Raw genomic sequence first — 19,109 nt, 5'->3', positions numbered from 1 at the left:
TAAACATGTTTTCAGGGATGATCTTTATATTTGCCCCACTCGTAGTGGGGTATCTGTTTTCTATTTCAAATAAATCAATTTTAGAATCTATAAATAAATACACCTCGTATTTAGTCTACGTTATTCTCTCTTTGATGGGATTAAGTCTAGCGGCACTAGATAATCTCGGCACCAATTTACAAACCATACTCACTTATACTGCGACATTTTTTGTCATTATTGGTTTATGTAACCTGACGACCTTGCCACTAATAGATCGCTTTTTTCCACTGCAAACAGAACAAACAAAACAGAAACTTCCCCTTTCAGCAATGGCAATGGAATCCGTTAAACTCATTATTGTTGTGGGTCTCGGGTTAGCAATAGGCCTTATCTTTCCACTGGATCTCAGTTGGGTAGAATCAGCCAGCGAGTGGATTTTATTCTTCTTATTGTTCCTAATCGGCATCCAATTACGCAATAGTGGTTTGACCCTAAAACAGATCCTACTCAACAAGCACGGTATGTTAATCGCTATGGTGATTATAATATCTTCTTGGTTCGGAGGCATTGTCGCGGCACTGGTACTCGATATCCCTATAACCAAAGGCTTGGCTATGGCGTCTGGCTTTGGCTGGTATTCGTTAGCAGGCATTTTAATGGGGGATGCGTTTGGGCCGGTATTTGGTGGGGCTTCATTTATGATAGAGCTACTTAGAGAATTAGTCGCTCTGGTACTCATTCCTATGCTGATTACACGAAAACCGTGCAGCGCAATAGGCTACGCAGGTGCAACGGCTATGGACTTTACCTTACCCGTCATTCAGACAACCGGCGGCGTCCGCTGTGTACCAATAGCTATTGTTAGCGGATTTATTCTCAGCTTGTTAGTTCCTGTATTTATGCTGTTTTTCGTTTCTATTAGCGGTTAACTCATTAATCAGTCATATACAGCCAGATGACCTCAGCATGCTGGATTCAGAGCTGTATCAACAGGCTCAGTTCAAGAAAGATAACGGAAGAGTGCTATTCCATTTCGAGGTTATTTGAGAATAAAACTCTGTTACATAGCTCTCAGCAAAACCGTTAATAACTTGTTAGCATTTACCGACAATTAGAATAAACATTATAAAGATATAAAAGGAAGATAAATGAAGCGTTTAGCCCTCACGCTGTTACTGTGCAGTGCCAGCTCAGCAACACTCGCTGCTGACATGCAGTGTCAATCCCAAAAATACGATGCTTATATTGATGCCTCTCTTGCTTGGTATAAAGACCTGACTAATTTAACCGCGGAACAATACCCAGAGCTTAAAGAAGTTGGAGACTGGTTTTACCAAGGCCGGGAGAACCATTTCGAACTCAATCGAGCAGCAGTACACTATTATTTAAAAGAAGACACCAGTAAAATCGCCACAGAAAAGCCTATTGAAGCTTGGTTAAAGTTAGAGCAAAAAGAGATCAAACAGCTAGCAACTCGTAGCGATACCCTAGGCAAAATAGCCGAGAAAACCTTCTCAGATCGCCAATCTACACCTCATGCTAAAAATTATGAGCTGCGCTCCGCCTTTGCTGATTTGTTAAGCCACCCTAAAAAAATAGACAGTGCATTGGCCAAATATAACCAATCTATTTCTGAAGTAGAGAAAATCAGCTGTCAATAAAAGTGAGCTTAATCGTTGGTGGTAAAATCAGATTACACAATTAAAACGGGACATCGGTCCCGTTTTCGTTTAGATTGTTCCCCTCAAAAATGATGCATTCAAAGTTTGTAGACCTTAGTCACCTGATTTGTGTAGATGGCCACACTTCACAGGCGCTGCCTTGTATTAAGCACCAACAAACTGCTGCAAAAATAGTCGCGAAAGGTCAACAGACCCTAGGGTTTACAGACCTAAATAACAAAAGTTTTTTAGTTATGGAAAACAAAACAGCTGATGTAAGCTTTGAAAGCTTACTGCGTATATTCACTATCCCTGAAGCTCCGGGATCTGCTTTATCTAAAATTGAAGTAGAGTTATCTCAAAACTTAAACGAGTTCTTGAGAGAACATATTGTTGCAGAAGAGAAGCCACTTTTTGAAATAGAAAAAGACTTTTCAAATGCTGTTATACCAGAACAGCCTGAATTTGTTTCAGATCATACTCAACACCTACTTGATACCTTGGTATCGCACTCAGTGCATACTTCTGCCCCTAGTTTTATCGGGCACATGACTTCAGCACTGCCCTATTTCTTAATGCCTCTATCCAAAATAATGATTGCTCTCAATCAAAATTTGGTAAAGATTGAAACGTCTAAAGCCTTTACACCTTTAGAGCGTCAAGTCCTCGGCATGTTACACCGGCTGATATACAGTAAAGAACCGTCGTTTTATGCTAAATGGATGCACAGTGCCAACCACTCTTTAGGCGCGTTTTGTTCTGGTGGAACCATCGCTAACATAACTGCGTTGTGGGTTGCTAGAAATAATGCTTTGAAAGCGGATAAACAGTTCAAAGGCGTACAAGCTGAAGGATTGTTCAAGGCCATGAAACATTATCAATACGAAGGTCTTGCCGTACTTGTATCAGAAAGAGGTCATTACTCGCTGAAAAAAGCGGCTAATGTTTTGGGCATTGGTCAAGACTCTCTTATTCCGGTAAAAACAGACGGCAACAACCGCGTATGCACAAAAGATTTAGAGAGCAAAATCGCACAGTTAAAGTCTCAGAAAATTAAGCCGTTCGCAATTGTCGGAGTCGCAGGAACAACCGAAACTGGCAGTGTCGACCCATTAAAAGAGATGGCTGAAATTAGCCAGCGTGAAGGCTGCCATTTTCATGTAGATGCCGCGTGGGGAGGAGCAACATTAATGTCCAACCACTACCGTCACCTTCTTGATGGTATCGAACTTGCGGACTCGGTGACCATAGATGCTCACAAGCAGCTATACATACCTATGGGTGCTGGTATGGTGTTATTTAAAAACCCCGACGATATGAGAGCGGTAGAACATCACGCAGAATATATTCTTCGTAAAGGTTCAAAAGATTTAGGTAGCCATACATTAGAAGGATCGCGCTCCGGTATGGCGATGTTGGTGTACTCCAGCCTACATATTATTAGCCGCCCAGGTTACGAGCTACTTATTGATCAAAGTATTGAGAAAGCGAAATACTTCTCGACGCTGATTAAACAACAGAACGACTTCGAGCTGGTTTCGGAACCTGAGTTATGTTTGCTGACTTATCGTTATGTTCCCGAAGCGACACAAATAGCACTAGAAAACGCGAGCAAACAAGAGCGACAACCATTACTACAACTGCTAAACGATTTAACCAAGTATGTTCAGAAAACGCAAAGGGAAACGGGACGCTCATTTGTCTCCCGAACTCGGTTAAATCCGACTAAGTGGAATAAACACGACACGATTGTTTTTCGTGTGGTTTTGGCCAACCCGCTTACTAGCAAAGAGATCTTACAGTCGGTATTAATCGAGCAGCGAGAGATAGCGTTAAGCAATCGTTATCTATTAGAGAAAATTGAGCAGCAGACTCAGCATATTAATAATAGATCTCATTAACATTGCTTTCAAAACTGAAATTTTCTTTCTTATTTTTGTAATTTAGAAGTCATTTATTATTGAATTGGCGCAAAATTGCGTCAGTTCAATCCTACATTAAGTTTCGAAACTGAAATTTAGTTTGAACTTTGTCATGTTATCGCCATTAAATTGCCATTTTACTCTGCTTTTGTTTCTTTCCTATCCAAAGATGGGTTTATACTGAATCCAAAGTTGTAGGTTCTATTATTGCGTAATATATACAAGACCATACTAAATGGCATTTTGCAGTAGTTCGAACGCCCGTTTTATATACTTACTTATTAGTAATAATTATGAATACATTAGAGAAAATTCAAAAAAGCTTGGAAAACTTTAGCAAATCAGAACGTAAAGTTGCTGAAGTTATAATGGCATCCCCTCAAACGGCCATTCATTCAAGCATTGCAACATTAGCCAAGATGGCTGATGTTAGTGAGCCAACCGTAAACCGCTTTTGTCGTCGTCTTGACACTAAAGGTTTTCCGGACTTTAAGCTTCATTTAGCGCAAAGTCTGGCAAACGGAACACCTTACGTTAATCGAAACGTAGAAGAAGATGATGGTCCAGATGCGTATACGCACAAAATATTTGAGTCAACGATGGCTTGTCTTGATGTGGCTAAAAATAGCCTTGATTCAATGCAAGTCAATCGCGCTGTCGATCTTTTAACTCAAGCTAAACGCATTTCATTTTTTGGTTTGGGTGCATCTTCGGCTGTAGCAAAAGATGCACAAAATAAGTTTATTCGTTTTAATATTCCCATTGCCTGTTTTGAAGACATTGTGATGCAACGAATGAGCTGTATCAACTGTACAGACAATGATGTCATCGTTCTTATCTCTCATACTGGCCGAACAAAAAGTATGGTAGAAGTGGCTAATTTAGGTCGAGAAAATGGAGCCACAGTTATTGCGATAACGGCAAAAGACTCTCCACTTGATAAAGCCGCCTCTCTATCGATTACATTAGACGTACCAGAAGATACTGATGTATACATGCCGATGGCAAGTCGTGTTGTGCAGATGACCGTTATTGATGTCCTAGCAACAGGCTTTACCCTACGACGTGGTTCAGGTTTCCGCGATAATCTTAAACGGGTTAAAGACGCGTTAAAAGATTCTAGGTACGACAAAATTACCAGCTTTTAAGCTATTTATGATAAAAAACGGAGCTAGAGGCTCCGTTTTTTTTACTCAAAAAGGCTCAGTTTCATTTTGTGTATAGCCTAGCTCATTAATCTCTATACTCGCGTTGCTCTTCTCTTGCTGATTTCCCTCTTCATGTTCTTCACAGGTACATACTTGCTCAAGAATAAAGATCAAACGCTCTTCAGTTAAAGGAATGGGGTTACCTTTGATCGATGCAGATTGCATAGCGTCTAACGCGACGGTTCTAAATGATGTCATGCAAATACCAAAATCCGTTAAGCTGGGTAACTTCAAGCACTCTAGCGTTGTTTTGATCCAATCAACCGCATCCTGTTCATTGGCATGTTGGTTATTCGTCACCAGTCTAGCAATCGTGCGATAACGTTGCAGGATATCGTCTCTGCCCCCTTCTCTTGCCACTGATATATTTTCTTGCATCACATATGGCGCTAAACGAGCAGTAATCACACTGTGTGGGACAGTAATTTTTCCACCTAAAGAAGAAGCAAGCCCATGTGCGGCACCCAACTTAGCATTAGAGATGGCCATTCCACCAAGCATTGAAGAAAACGCTAAGTCAGAATAAGGAAACTCAGCATCGTCACTAGTTAATAGCGTTAGTGCACCCGATAGCTTTCGTATTCCCTCTTCACAAATCATATCAGTTAATGGGTTTGGATCACCGCACACATAAGCTTCCATCAAATGGGTAAAAGTTTCCATTGCGCCTCGATAAGCAATGTCACTTGAGGCTCCGACCGTTAAGCTAGGGTCAACAATAGCGACATCAGGCAAGATATCGGCCGATCGTAAGCTTACCTTTACTTTATCCTGCCCTGAGCGCAACACGCTTTTATTGGTCACCTCAGAACCGGTACTTGCGGTGGTTGGAATGGCAATAAATGGAAGGGGTTTTGTTTTAAGTGGTACGCTACGTCCAACGACTTCAACATAATCATAGACATCACCCTGATTGGGAATGATAGCGGCTAATGCTTTTCCCATATCTATGGCGCTACCACCACCAATGGAGACCACCATATCAGGTTTGAAACGCCGACCGATCACCGCGGTTTCTTCAACCATTGTGATGTTTGGTTCACCACTGATAGAGACATGTTGATAGCGCATTTTTTGCTGTTTTAAATAATTAAGCACAGGTTTAGCTCGCTGAGTATTTCGCCCGGAGACTAACAATACACTGTAACCATATTGATTTAGTACCGATAACGATGAAGACAACACCCCTTCACCAAATACTATCCTTGTTGATGTCATAAACTGAAACATACACACTCCTATAATAGCTACTGTTAATTAGGTTGCGCTTGTTTACTCAATAAGTTATTGATTTAGTACAAATCACATTGACTCTCTGCAATTAATTTGCAGAAACTTGTTAGCGTTCACACTGTTGATGTTGGCCATCATTAAAACTCCTTGTTTTAGCTTACACGGTATCTTTACCTGCCATTTAAAGCCTCCTAAATTGGCTCTGCCGAGTGAAAATATCGTCTATTATCACTCTATTACTGTCAATTTGAGCTAAATAGGTTTTGCCTATTGGATCCAGAGGTTATTCAAGCTTTATTTTCTTGGTAGCTTAAGGCATAGTTAGTTCAGCCATATAATTATTAAGATGATTATTGTAAAAAGAATCGTCTTATAAAAAGTTTAGGAGAAAGTGAATGTTTGTTGTTATTTTTGGACGCCCTGGTTGCCCATACTGCGTTAGAGCAAAAGATATTGCCGAATCATTAAAAGAGAAACGCGATGATTTCAACTATCGCTATGTTGATATTCATGCAGAAGGCATCAGCAAAGCTGATCTTGAAAAAACCGTTGGTAAACCCGTTGAAACAGTACCTCAAATATTTGTCGACCAAGATCATATTGGCGGCTGCACAGAATTTGAAGCGTACGCTAAAGAGAATTTAGACCTTTACTAAAAGTATCAAAATTCAGATAAAACTAAGCCCGCAAAATTTGCGGGCTTTTTGTAATACGATTTCCAGCGAACTCGTTTGATATACGTAAGTCGTAACTTTACACAGTCAATAACGACTTACTTAACCATAGCGTTCGTTTAAATATCAATCACGTCAAATTCAACCGCAGGATTGACATCGGCATCGTAATCGACCCCTTCAACACCAAAGCCAAATAGTTTTAGAAACTCTTCTTTGTACTCAACATAATCCGTTAAGTCTTTTATGTTCTCTGTGGTAATTTGTGGCCACAACTCACGGCAATGCTGTTGAATATCGTCACGTAATTCCCAATCATCCAATCGCAAGCGGTTGCAGTCATCAACTTCAGCTTGTGAACCATCTTCTTTATATAGACGTTGGCTAAACATGCGATAAATCTGCTCCATACAGCCTTCATGCACATTCTCTTCACGCATCTTCTTAAAGACCATAGCAATGTATAGTGGCATAACAGGAATCGCAGAGCTTGCTTGAGTAACAACCGACTTCAATACTGCAACATTAGCGCTACCACCAGTGGCAGACAGTTTATCATTCAATACACTCGCCGCACGGTCTAGGTCCATTTTTGCTTTACCTAATGCACCATCCCAGTAGATCGGCCAAGTGAGCTCTGTACCAATATAGCTATACGCTACCGTTTTACAGCCTTCTGCTAATACGCCCGCATCTGAAAGCGCATTGACCCACAGCTCCCAATCTTCTCCACCCATTACCGTAACAGTATCTTGAATCTCTTGTTCTGTTGCTGGCTCAACGCTCGCTTCAATAATGACATCTTTATTGGTATCAACCGCGGTTGAGGTATAGGTTTCGCCTATTGGTTTTAGAGCTGAACGGATCACTTCTCCCGTTTCAGGCATTTTACGAACTGGGGACGCCAGCGAGTAAACAATCATGTCGATTTGACCAAGATCTTGCTTAATTAAATCAATCGTCTTTTGCTTCGCTTCATTAGAAAAAGCATCACCATTTAAACTTTTCGAATATAAGCCTTCTTCTTTCGCCAACTTATCAAATGCAGCAGCATTGTAAAAACCAGCTGTACCCGTTCTTTTCTCTGTGCCTGCTTTTTCAAAGAACACACCAATGGTTGACGCGCCACCACCAAATGCAGCGGCGATACGAGAAGAGAGACCATAGCCACTTGAAGAACCAACAACAAGCACTCTCTTAGGCGCATTTTTTATTTGCCCTTGTGCTTTTGTGTATTCAATCTGTTCTTTTACATTAACTTCACAACCTACAGGGTGAGTAGTAGTACAAATAAATCCACGAATTCGAGGTTTAATGATCATGTTCAACTGTCCTTTATAAGTGAGGTTTGCTTGTTAGCATCACCTTATGATTGCCGTTAGGATAAAAGTTTAGCCAACAAATCGCATCTACTTTCTTTTAATTTGCTGTTAATTTTGAAGTGGTTGGAGTTGTTAAGGTAAAAAAGCACCTCATTTGAGGTGCTTTTTGCTATTACGCTACGAGTTATCTAGGCAACACTGTTCAATTTTGGTGCTGATTGACTGTGCGTTAACGTCTCTGAAAAGTCATGACTAAAGTGATCCACCTGTACCGCTTTACTGCGAATCGCTTCTGCTTCCAAGATCTGTTTCACTTCTTGCTCAGTGAAGACACCAGCGTCAAATGCTTGCTTCAATCTCTCTTTTAGTGGGCCTTTTCTTGCCACTTTACCCTCTTTAGCCGCTTGAATTAGCTTACGCTCTAAACCACGGATTTCATACATTTTGATAAAGGCAGTTTCCATTAGACCAATGGAATCATCAGGATCTTTACCTATATAGCATAAGTGAGTTAAACGGTCGCGATGAGCTCCCGGCGTCATTACGCTTTCCGCAATACGAACCGTCACATTGTCCGATGGTTTCTTGAAGCGGTTACCCAGAGGGAAAACTAAGCCACTTAATAGAGAACCGGCAACTTTACTCGGGAAGTTGTCATACGCTTCTTGCAACGATTTAGCGGCACTATATAGACAGTGCTGTACGCCGTAATGAACATAATCTAGATCACTCTGTTGACGCCCATCATCTTCATACTTTTTCAACACGGCCGATGCCATATATAAGAAGCTCAATGCATCACCTAAACGAGCTGAAATCATCTCTTTACGTTTTAAGTCGCCACCTAATGTTGCCATGGCAACATCAGAACTCAATGCCAAAGCACGACTCACTCGAGTCAGATCTTTATAATAAACCTTAGTTGGTCCACTCATATGCGCTTTGATAAATTTAGATCCTGTTAAGCCAGCAAACAGAGAACCAAAGGTATTTTTAGCACCATGTTTAATATGCTTAAACAGCAGTTCATCAAACTCTTTTGCACCTTGCTCAACATCAGGATTGGCCGCCGCTTCCATCTCTTTCAACACATAAGGGTGACAACGAGTTGCCCCTTGTCCGAATATCATCAGATTTCGCGTTAGAATATTGGCACCTTCTACCGTGATTGCCACAGGCGCACCGATATAGAAGTTAGCTAAGTAGTTCATTGGACCTTGCTGAATACCACGACCTGCATGAATATCCATGGAGTCATCAAGCACCGTTCGAGCCATTTCAGTCATATGATACTTGGCAATGGCGGTCACTATCCCTGGTTTCTCTTTCAAGTCTAGAGAAGTGGTCGTCAGTGTACGTGTCGCTTCCAGTAAGTAAGAAAGCCCACCGATTCGCCCTAGAGCTTCTGCTACACCTTCAAACTTACCAATAGGTAAACCAAACTGTTTACGTACATAAGCGTATGCACCTGTTGTACGAGTCGTTAAGTGCCCAACCGCTGCCCCCATTGCTGGTAATGAGATACCACGGCCAGCAGAAAGACACTCTACTAGCATACGCCAGCCTTTACCTACGTAGTCTTGTCCGCCAATGATCCACTCCATAGGGATAAAGACATCTTCACCACGAGTCGGTCCGTTCATAAAGGCAAGCCCTAGTGGGTCATGACGCTCACCAATCTCTACGCCTGAGTGATCAGAAGGGATAAGTGCACACGTAATACCAAGGTCGAGCTTGTCGCCCAACAGTCCATCAGGATCTTGCAGTTTAAATGCTAATCCAAGAACCGTTGCAACAGGCGCTAGAGTAATATAACGCTTATTCCAGCTAATGCGCATACCAAGGACTTCTTTGCCTTCATGCATTCCTTTACAAACAACACCCATATCAGGAATGCCACCGGCATCTGAACCCGCTTCAGGGCCCGTTAATGCAAAACAAGGAATATCGGTACCATCTGCTAAGCGAGGCAACCAGTAATCTTTCTGTTGCTGTGTACCATAGTGAGTAATTAGCTCACCTGGTCCCAATGAGTTTGGAACCATGACACTGACAGCCACACTGTTACTGCGCGTTGCAATTTTTGACACAATGGTTGAGTTGGCATGAGAAGAAAACTCTCTACCACCATACTCTTTAGAAATAATTAGCGAGAAGAAGCGTTCTTTAAGAATGTAATCCCATACTTCTTTTGGTAAATCACGATCTTCTTTGACGATTTTGTGGTCATCGATCATTTCAAGCAATGTTTCTACTTCATTATCAATAAATGACTGCTCTTCAGCCGTTAATGTCGGCTTAGGATAATGATGCAGCTTTTGCCAATCAGGCGAACCAGAGAATAGCTCTCCATCCCACCATACACTACCCGCTTCCATTGCCTCTTTTTCAGTGTCAGATAGCGGTGGTAATACTTTTTTAAACATCTTAAATGCTGGGTCGCTGACCCACTTTCTACGTAGAGAGCACATAGTTCAGATCCTTTTGTTCTATTAGATATTTATTATTGCTTTAAGTTATTAAGTTAAAATTGTTTTCGATTAAACATGGTTAGAAATCAAACCAAATCAATCAGCAGCAACACCCGCCGCTAAAAATGGAATCAACTGGTTGATGACAACAGTAGAATCAACCGCTTGACCATAATCATTAAATGCGATTTCAGCTAATGCTTGGCTAGAAGCCATAGTGAAAACACATGTTCCTAAGGTGAAATGCAAACGCCAAAATAGAGTTTCAGGCGTTAAATCTGGTCCTGCTTTTATAATAGAGTTACTAAATTGAGTTAACACTTCAATGTATCGAGTGGTAATAAACCAACGCAAATGCCCTTGTACATCGGTATAACCTCTGCCAACCAGTAACATAAATCGACTCGCACCATTAGGTCTCACGTTATCTAGTCGGAGAAGTGGCTCTTTTAATGTTTCAAAAACCTCTTCCATATGATAATTATCTCGCTGGTTCAGCTCCACTAACGCGTCCCCTACCGCTGGCATAAAAGCCTCTAAATACCGATCAAGCACTGCACGTACTAAGGTTTTCTTGTCTCCAAAATGGTAATTAACCGACGCTAGATTCACATTCGCTTTGCTAGTAATCGCTCTAAGAGAAGTATCATTAAAGCCCTGCTCCGCAAATAGCCCCTCAGCGACATCAAGAATTTTGTCTTTTGTTTTATTTTTTTGCGCCATTTCAATCAACCGTATCAAACAACTGTTTGAAATATACATCCTCAACAAGATATTAACAAGTACGCAACATCACATTTATGATGCTTAATAGAAAATAAAAATTTTGAAATAAAAGAGAAATTAAATTGAACTGTTTCAGTGAAGGCGGGTCAGAATATCTGTAGTGAACAGAGCATTGAGAAGGTTACCGAGTGGTAGTACTTGATTTTTAACTGTTTTACTCAACATACTGCTTTTTTCTTATTTATTAAAACTCCTATGTTTGTATAGCCCAATCCCTTTTTGGATTGGGCTTTTTTTCATCTATTATTTTGGTAATGTCATTCTTAACAGAACATATCCGATAACGGCTGCACTCGTTGAGCCCATCAAAATGCCCAGTCTTGCATAGGTATCAAACTCAGCGCTCACACCAATGAATGCCAGTGAAGAGATAAATATCGACATAGTAAATCCAATACCACACAACACAGATACCGCAAATATATGTTTAAAGTTAATACCTTCTGGTAACTTAGCAACACCAGATTTAACCGCTAGCCAGCTAAAGCTGAAAATACCTAAAGGTTTGCCAATCAGTAGCCCCAATGCAATCCCTAGAGGTAACATTGACGTTAGTCCAGATAGAGAGACCCCTTCTAATGATATCCCCGCATTTGCAAAGGCAAAGATAGGCAAAATAGCAAAAGCGACATAAGGGTGTAACGCGTGCTCTAGATGCTTAAGGGGCGAATCTTCTTTGTCATTTCCTTCTAAAGGAATCGCAAAGCCTAGTACAACACCTGCTAACGTTGCATGGACACCGGACTTAAGTACTGCAAACCAAAGAATAAATCCTGCTAATAAATACCAAGTCAATTTAGTGACATGTTTGGCATTCATCATAAACAGAACTCCCGTCATAATGAAACCAACCGTCAGTGCTAATGTAGAAAGATCACTGCTGTAAAACAGAGCAATAATCACCACAACACCCAAATCATCAATGATGGCTAAGGCCAATAGGAAGACCTTTAAACTAACAGGAACACGAGAACCAAGCAGTGCCATAATACCAAGAGCAAAAGCAATATCAGTCGCGGCGGGAATAGCCCAACCTTGGATAGCCTGACTATCATTGATATTAAACATCACGTAAATCAGCGCAGGAGCCAACATGCCACCTACCGCTGCAATCGCGGGGAAAATGGCCGTTTCTCTTGATTTCAACGCCCCTTCCAATAACTCTCTTTTTACTTCTAAACCGATTAATAAGAAGAACACCGCCATTAGGCCGTCGTTTATCCAGTGTGAAATTGACATCCCAAGAAAGTACGAATGTAACACTGCATAGTAAGCTTCGCCTGCGGCTGAGTTCGCAATGATCATCGCTATCGCTGCGGTGATAACTAATAAAATACCACCAGCGGATTCCATCTTAAAAAAATCACGAATGACGTCATTCATAATCCCTACCTCATTATTATAATTTTTTGCATATATTTCGTAAAAACCAATAACGCGCAGTGTATAACTCATACAAAGACAGGAATAATCGATTGTTTAGAAGTATAACTTCGGTTTATCCGAACATTCCAATCTAGCAGCTCATTCACAGAGCAGAAAAAGCAGACTCAACCACTGTGGAAAACATATTCATATAGAATATAAGCATTTTAGTGCATAAATTTAATTTATAGAAATACCCTGTTGAAATCTTAGATGATTTTTGGCGAAGAGGAGAAGATTATTTGTAAACAAGAGTGAAGTAGCCAAGTCATTTCAAATAAAAGGATTTAGCGGGAGGCAGAGTCATTCTCTGACGACGAGAAGTTACTCGGCTATTTGTCGAGTGTATGCCATAAAAGAAGTGTTAAGGGGTATCAGCATCGGTTTGTAATAAAACCAATATAGATTCTTGCCGTAGAATGACTATGCCTTCAAATCAGTGCCTTGATCAGCAGCCAATACATTCTCGCTGAACAAGCACCTTGAGGTCAGTTGAGTATAACAATGAACTAGTAGCCAGAAAGCTTTAACGAACCTTTACCCGATGAGCTGCCGGATACCGTTATAGGCCCCTGCCAATAGGGTTGAATGAAATCATGCCACATTTCATTGTTCAAAGCCTTAATGGTCACAGAGAGGCGCTCTTTCGCTATGCTAATCTGCCACTCTAACGGGAGAAGTTTTCCATTCGCCAACCTCGTATAGACGGTCGGTTTCATCTTTATCTCATTGTGGTTGAGGGCTAATTTTCTACCCTCTTTATCGACAATAGTTCCATAACTGTAAACAGGGAGTGACGGTAGTTTATTGTGCTTTATCTTTAAGTAACGCCCATCATCAAGTTGTACATCAATCTGTGTTTGAGCTTGTAGCTTCTCAATGGCTGGATCACTATGCCACTCTTTGGTTAGAGACGCGTTGCCAGCCACATCAAACGGCTTACCGTTGATCTGTAACTTACCTGCAACACGTATACGCGGCATAAAAAATTGGTAAGAAGCGATGGGTAATAAACTCTGCTCCTGCTGGTAACCATTCTCCATTGCCAACAAAAATGGCGAGGTAGCCAATGATTTTAAGGAGAAAGAAAAATCATCAGTGGCGACCTTTAGTATACCGGGAAGAGGAGCAATCCCGAGTGAGTTCCATGACCAGTTATCTATCCACAATCGAAAAGGTCGAGTTCTTAGCCCCGCCTGACCGACACCACCTCTAGCAAGTCGTTGTTGTTTCCATACTCGATGTTGATAGCTCACCACAACCTGAGCAACAAATAGTTGTGAGTTTTTCCAGCCGCCTAAAAGCGACTCATCGCGTGATACTCGGATAACTGTCCACTGAATACTGGCAGGGTTACCCTGTTTATCCGTCAGCGTTGCAAAATACTGCCATTTTTCATTCTGAAATTCTGGATGAAAAGCAAAATCTCTAGGAAGCTCAACGGGATGATTAGGCAAGACAGGCTCAAATGTAGCCGTAGGATTTATACCGTATACATTAGTCAGTTCATCAATAACTTTAACGGGTTTTTGTTGTTGAAAATAGGAAACGACGGCAGCGATACTTACCAGAAGTACTGCAACTATTGCTGAACGAAATACGATCTTTCTTTTCATACTACAAAGCATCCCGTAGCGATTTCATTGGCGTCCGTTTCACCATACCAATGACCGGTATTGCTCCAGCAATGACAAGAGCCAGCATTGCCCACATAAAGGTATTAAAATACTCCCATGGAATAACATACAAGTGCATAGTCCAGCCAAAAGACTCTTTCAATACTACTTCCACCAGTATCTGTGCCAATCCGACCCCTAGAGGCATAGCAACAATTGCAGATATCACACCAAAAACGAACAGCTGCAAACAGCTCAACAACACCAGTTCTTTTCCTGACATGCCGAAGCATCGTAGCAAAGCGATATTTCTCTGCTTGGAGATTTCCCCCGCAATCGTGGCGAAGAAGATCCCAAACACAGCAATAATTAATGTCAAATTACCTAAGGTATCTGCAATGACAAATGTTCGATCAAACACACGCATAGCCTGACTGTGAATATCTTTATTGTTGTATATCCGTTCTGTCGACATTCGCTGTGTAATCTGCAGACGATCAAGTAATAACGATTCGTCGGCATCGGGTTTCAGTACGACGCCCAACCCCACATTGCCTTGGCCGGTATAGTGTTTTAACCAATTATTATGCGACATCAGAACTTGACGATACGGGTTGCCATAATCGTAGTAAACCCCGACGACTTGCCAGCTTGCAGCAGAACTATCTAAAGCAATATAGTCTCCCGGCCGTAAACCATCTTTTACCGCCATGGACTCACTCACCATTAAGCCACGAGAAGTATTTAAGTAATACCATGAATTAGGTATTGCAAGCTTAACCGTTACCGCATTTCGTTCTGATTGGCTATCCCCAGTACTTACCACTTCAATAATGCCGCTATCTGTCGAGATCTCTTTCTCCCAACGCCACCACACATCTTCAACTTCAGGCTGCTTTATCAGCCAAGATCCCATACGACCTACCGAGTTAGTCGTAGGATAAATATAAACGTCAGCCGCCAATTTTTGATTTAGCCAGCTATCGGTTGTTTCTCTAAAACTGCCAACAAGGGTTTCAACTGCAACATTGGCAGACATCGCCAGCATAAAGGCCATTACCGCGACGCCACGATAACTCATACTTGCGGCAGCATCGGCAAAGAACCAGCGCACTTTTACCCATTTTAGCGAGAATGAGAGTACGCTGAACAGTTCGAAGATAACAAAAGGCATAAACAGAGCAACACTGATAAGCAGTAGCGCCACTATGATAAAGCCTGTCTCCGCTGAGTCTGATATCTGATACAAGGCAAATGCAATAATACAGAATAGACACGCGACCAATGCCTGCCATGAAAACTCTCTACCAGCAAAACGAACTAAAGAGAGCCTAGCGGATAAACGAATAGGCTGAGAGCGTATTAATCGTACTAACGGCCAGCTACAGGCGAGAACGGTTCCAAGCACAGCCATTAACAAGCTTTGAAACACGGATAACCAATCCCACTCTATGGTTAGTCCCACATTTGCATTGTATAGATCAGAGAGCGTGGTTGAGACTGAAGGCATCAACTTATTCGCCAACATTAAGCCAAAAACATTACCGTAAATCCAACCAGACAAGATGAGTAAAAACAGCTCTAGCATAAGCGCTTTGGACAACTGCCAGCCCGACACCCCAGTCTGGCGGAGTATACCCACCATGGGCTGTCGCTGAATAAAGGACAATGAAATCGCTTGGTAAAAAATGAATAAGCCAACGACAAATGCCAGCATTCCCATCGCAGAGAGATTCATATGAAATGCTTGAGTTAAAGATTCAAGTTCGGCTTTGGAGGTTTTCGCTAGCGCCATTCCATTTGGGATCAAATGCTTTAATTTGGCTAACTTTTTCTCCGGCATTGGAGCACAAGCAATAGATGAAAAACCGCCCTCTCTCTTTAATTGTCGGATTAATGCAATATCAGCCACTATTAATGTGCCATTTAAGCCACCTTCGCTATCTAATATAATAGGGCCAAGCTTGCTGCCATCATTGAGATCAATGTAGTCACCAACCTCTTTCCCTAAGTAAGTGGCCAACTCGCTGCTTAACATAACAGGAGGCGTTTCTTGCATTAATTGAAAATAGGAGGGGTGCTTAATCCCTGCGGCTGAACTGAGCTCCAGCATAGCAACAGGGTCGATGCCGATAATAGAGAGATCTTCACCGCGACTGCTTTCCAGCTGCATCGAATCAATGGGCATACATTGATTAAATCCTTCACGACGAAGCTGAATGTAAAACCCTTGAGGGATTCGATTGGCATTGTATTTCGGTGTAATTCGATAAGGTAGTGGCGTAGCGAACAGCTTTTCACCACTGGAATAACTCTGTTTTGCATGATGATTTATCGCGGTAACACCAACAAATATTGATACACCAAGAGTCAATCCAAACAGTACTAACAATAGTTGAAGAGGGTGTCGACGGTAATGCCCCAGTAGCGATTTAACTACGGGCGATAACATGCAACTGTCCCCCTTGTAGCTTTATACAACCGTTCATGTGTTGTGCGACTTTTTCACTGTGTGTCACTAACAAAAGTGTACAGTTAAGTTGCTTTGCTAAGGACGTTAATAAGCGCATAACCGCTTCAGCATTACGTTCATCTAAACTCCCTGTAGGCTCATCGGCCAACAGTAGTTTAGGTTCCATATAAAGAGCTCTCGCGATTGCAGCACGTTGCTGCTGCCCTCCGGAAACCTCTTCAGGGTAACGCCCGAGCAGTGCCATTAAATCAAGTGAAGAGACAATCTGCCGCCATAAACCTTTATCTTCAGGTAAGCCTTTAAGCTGGCGACAAAACCGAATGTTATCGGCAATATTCAAAGTGGGAAGTAGATTGTATTGTTGAAAAACATGACCAATATTATTGCGACGATATGCGGTTTTTTTAACCTCTGGGCTATTGGTCATTACAAAATCAGGAAATATTATCTCTCCTGAATCTGCCATATCCAATCCCGATATCAAGTTGAGTAGCGTACTCTTTCCTGAACCGCTCTCCCCCATTAACGCTAACTGATCACCTTGCTTTAATACTAACTCTGCGCCCTGAAGTACAGGATGGAATTCACCTCCATCTACATAGCCTTTACTCAGGTTCTCCAGTTTCAGCATTAACGCACTCTCTACAATTCTAAATTGGGATAGTGAATCTACACTAAAACCTTACAATCTGAAAGTATTTTGAATAACAGATCACACTATTTAAATGCCAAACAGAAAGAGAGCTGACATAGCTCTCTTTTTAACCAATTTATTTTGCAAAACGAAAGAAATAGACGGCTTAGCTAATTACCTCTAACTGTTTATTTTAACTAGTGATTTTTACAACCATTTCAATTTTAGTTGTCTAGCCAAACCGTCATTTAGCAACTGGCTACTGTTCGATTAAATTTCTGATCCATTTGCGACTTTTTAGGCGCTTGGTGGCGGTAAAACATTTCACGACTTCTTCCAACAGGAACATAGCGTAAACCCACTCCGGGCTAAGACCTAAATAAATAGCAGAAAAAGCCGCAATTGGAATGCCGATGAACCACTGAGTAATCATATCTTGGTAAAGACAAAATTTAACATCACCTCCGGCTCTCAGAACCCCGACGACCAATGTCAGCGGGATAGAACGAATCACCATCGCGCCACACAACACCAATATAAACTTATCGGCTAGTTGACGAGTCTCTTCCGTTAACGCGCTGAACGAGTCAAGAATAGGAACCTGAACAAAATAGAGCACCACACCAACACATATGCCAATTGCGATACTAATAAATAACAAGCCAACAGACTGGTAATAGACGGCTTGATAGTTTTTAGCACCGATCTGATTACCTGTTAATACAGCAGCAGCGGTAGAGGTACCGATAAGTAAACTCAGCGCGATCGAGTCTACCGGAGTCATAACTGATAATGCCGCCAGTCCCTGCACCCCTGTCTGCCCCATAATGGCATGATAGGCAAACATACCTGCCGCCCACATAAAGAAGTTACAAGTGGTAGGCAATGACAAACGCAAGAATCTTGAAACATTATTTCCTCGTAATGCCGCCAGCAGATCTGACATTCTAAATGCCAGTAGATGGTTTTTGGAGTAGAGATAAGAATATAAGCAGAGTATCTCTATAGCACCACTTAACACTGTTGCGATGGCAGCCCCTTTGATCCCCATTGCTGGCATACCAAGGTGACCAAATATCAATACCCAGTTCAAAAAGACGTTAGAAAGTATGCCAATACCACTGAAAAAAGTACTTACTCCAGGTTTGTGCATCGCTCTTAAACCAACAGCCATACTACTCACACAAGCAACCGCAAACATACTTAGCGACGTGATCACTATGTATTCGCTACCCAATCTATTAACTTCAGCAGAGTCTGTAGCAAGCCCCATAACTTGACTAGGGAAGAGCATAAATAGTGTCACGGTTAATAACGCAAAACCGTTAGCAATAATCCAAGTTAACGCGGTACTCTCTCTAACCCCTTCTTTATTGCCTGCTCCCCAATATTGTGCAGTGAGCAGCGCGCCTCCGGTATTAACCCCAACCAGCATAATAGTGGTCACGAACATCGCACGGCTGGCCACACCAACAGCGGCAATATCAGCTTCTCCTAACTGTCCCAGCATCAAGACATCCACCAAACCACGGCTGGAAAACATGATATTCTGCAATGCAATAGGCATGGCAATGGCGAACAGACGACGTAAAAAATCACCTTTTGTATACTTAAGAACTAGTGATAAGGTGTTGTTCATTAAAACCTCAATGCAGATAAAATCGTGATATAAACTTTATGAGTTAAAGTTTACAAAAAGTGG

The 19,109-nt window shown here is 41.7% G+C and carries 14 protein-coding genes; 5 read left to right on the top strand and 9 right to left on the bottom strand.

Annotated features, from left to right (window positions below; all coding sequences use genetic code 11):
* Positions 1 to 5: 5 nt before the first annotated feature.
* The 4 genes from CHJ_RS06770 to CHJ_RS06755 all read left to right on the top strand — a co-directional run bounded on the left by CHJ_RS06770 (position 6) and on the right by CHJ_RS06755 (position 4,713).
* A complete protein-coding gene (locus tag CHJ_RS06770; RefSeq protein WP_317917258.1) occupies positions 6 to 911 on the top strand; it encodes a lysine exporter LysO family protein in 906 nt (301 codons plus the stop codon).
* Between the two features lie 219 nt (positions 912 to 1,130).
* Positions 1,131 to 1,643 carry a hypothetical protein gene (locus tag CHJ_RS06765; protein WP_317917257.1) on the top strand — a complete coding sequence of 171 codons (513 nt, stop codon included), beginning with the start codon at positions 1,131 to 1,133 and terminating at the stop codon, positions 1,641 to 1,643.
* A 254-nt stretch (positions 1,644 to 1,897) separates the two neighbouring features.
* Complete coding sequence (panP, locus tag CHJ_RS06760; protein WP_317917256.1) at positions 1,898 to 3,544, top strand: pyridoxal-dependent aspartate 1-decarboxylase PanP; 1,647 nt, start codon at positions 1,898 to 1,900, stop codon at positions 3,542 to 3,544.
* A 314-nt stretch (positions 3,545 to 3,858) separates the two neighbouring features.
* Positions 3,859 to 4,713: a MurR/RpiR family transcriptional regulator gene (locus CHJ_RS06755; protein ID WP_171754026.1), complete on the top strand. Its 855-nt coding sequence runs from the start codon at positions 3,859 to 3,861 to the stop codon at positions 4,711 to 4,713.
* Between the two features lie 45 nt (positions 4,714 to 4,758).
* Here CHJ_RS06755 and CHJ_RS06750 read toward each other — a convergent pair whose 3' ends face one another.
* A complete protein-coding gene (locus tag CHJ_RS06750; RefSeq protein WP_317917255.1) occupies positions 4,759 to 6,003 on the bottom strand; it encodes an iron-containing alcohol dehydrogenase in 1,245 nt (414 codons plus the stop codon).
* Between the two features lie 398 nt (positions 6,004 to 6,401).
* Here CHJ_RS06750 and CHJ_RS06745 point away from each other — a divergent pair, with 398 nt between their 5' ends.
* A complete protein-coding gene (locus CHJ_RS06745; protein ID WP_171754022.1) occupies positions 6,402 to 6,662 on the top strand; it encodes a GrxA family glutaredoxin in 261 nt (86 codons plus the stop codon).
* 137 nt (positions 6,663 to 6,799) lie between these two features.
* Here CHJ_RS06745 and fabV read toward each other — a convergent pair whose 3' ends face one another.
* The 8 genes from fabV to CHJ_RS06705 all read right to left on the bottom strand — a co-directional run bounded on the left by fabV (position 6,800) and on the right by CHJ_RS06705 (position 19,046).
* Positions 6,800 to 8,002, bottom strand: a complete 1,203-nt coding sequence (fabV, locus tag CHJ_RS06740; protein ID WP_171754021.1) for an enoyl-ACP reductase FabV — start codon at positions 8,000 to 8,002, stop codon at positions 6,800 to 6,802.
* Positions 8,003 to 8,190: 188 nt separating this feature from the next.
* Complete coding sequence (locus tag CHJ_RS06735) at positions 8,191 to 10,473, bottom strand: acyl-CoA dehydrogenase (protein ID WP_317917254.1); 2,283 nt, start codon at positions 10,471 to 10,473, stop codon at positions 8,191 to 8,193.
* A 96-nt stretch (positions 10,474 to 10,569) separates the two neighbouring features.
* The gene (locus tag CHJ_RS06730; protein ID WP_317917253.1) at positions 10,570 to 11,196 is read right to left on the bottom strand and encodes a TetR/AcrR family transcriptional regulator; all 627 of its coding nucleotides are present in this window, start codon (positions 11,194 to 11,196) and stop codon (positions 10,570 to 10,572) included.
* 306 nt (positions 11,197 to 11,502) lie between these two features.
* Positions 11,503 to 12,642 carry a Na+/H+ antiporter NhaA gene (gene nhaA / locus CHJ_RS06725; RefSeq protein WP_317917252.1) on the bottom strand — a complete coding sequence of 380 codons (1,140 nt, stop codon included), beginning with the start codon at positions 12,640 to 12,642 and terminating at the stop codon, positions 11,503 to 11,505.
* Between the two features lie 551 nt (positions 12,643 to 13,193).
* Complete coding sequence (locus CHJ_RS06720; protein ID WP_317917251.1) at positions 13,194 to 14,300, bottom strand: lipocalin-like domain-containing protein; 1,107 nt, start codon at positions 14,298 to 14,300, stop codon at positions 13,194 to 13,196.
* 1 nt (position 14,301) lies between these two features.
* Positions 14,302 to 16,752, bottom strand: coding sequence for an ABC transporter permease (locus CHJ_RS06715; RefSeq protein ID WP_317917250.1), 2,451 nt, complete (start codon positions 16,750 to 16,752; stop codon positions 14,302 to 14,304).
* The gene (locus CHJ_RS06710; RefSeq protein WP_317917249.1) at positions 16,733 to 17,404 is read right to left on the bottom strand and encodes an ABC transporter ATP-binding protein; all 672 of its coding nucleotides are present in this window, start codon (positions 17,402 to 17,404) and stop codon (positions 16,733 to 16,735) included. Before CHJ_RS06710 ends, CHJ_RS06715 begins: the two co-directional genes overlap by 20 nt.
* Before the next feature lie 262 nt (positions 17,405 to 17,666).
* Positions 17,667 to 19,046, bottom strand: coding sequence for an MATE family efflux transporter (locus CHJ_RS06705; RefSeq protein WP_317917248.1), 1,380 nt, complete (start codon positions 19,044 to 19,046; stop codon positions 17,667 to 17,669).
* Positions 19,047 to 19,109: the final 63 nt, after the last annotated feature.

It is taken from the genome of Vibrio sp. MACH09, assembly GCF_033238805.1.
Classification (GTDB): Bacteria; Pseudomonadota; Gammaproteobacteria; order Enterobacterales; family Vibrionaceae; genus Vibrio.
Note: the sequence above shows the minus strand (reverse complement) of the source record. Positions and strands in the feature narration are given on the sequence as shown.